This window comes from Geobacillus sp. G4 (assembly GCF_040327975.1).
Classification (GTDB): domain Bacteria; phylum Bacillota; class Bacilli; order Bacillales; family Anoxybacillaceae; genus Geobacillus; species Geobacillus thermoleovorans.
In genome coordinates, this window is the sequence record NZ_JBEPJY010000149.1 from 1 (window position 1) to 235 (window position 235).

Sequence of the window (235 nt, forward strand, 5' to 3'; positions counted from 1 at the left end):
TGTGGGAAAAGTTACTGAATTTCGTAAAGTATTCGTTACGATCGTGCGGGTCTTCTGTGTCTTGGGCTGTGAAAAGTGCACGCACTGTCACATAATCTTGACGACTATCTGCGCCCAGCGGCAAAAAGACGCGGCGCCTTCCCACCTTTCGGGCCTTTTCATGCGTATCAAAGTGCACTGCCAGAACCGCATCGGCATCCTGCGGGACATCCTCAACCTGTTGGTGGAGTACGGC

General features: G+C 52.8%; 1 protein-coding gene. It reads right to left on the reverse strand.

Annotated elements, in window-relative coordinates:
• Positions 1–235, reverse strand: a 235-nt coding sequence (locus ABS784_RS17310) for a hypothetical protein (RefSeq protein WP_352513447.1), incomplete at both ends; no start/stop codon positions are given.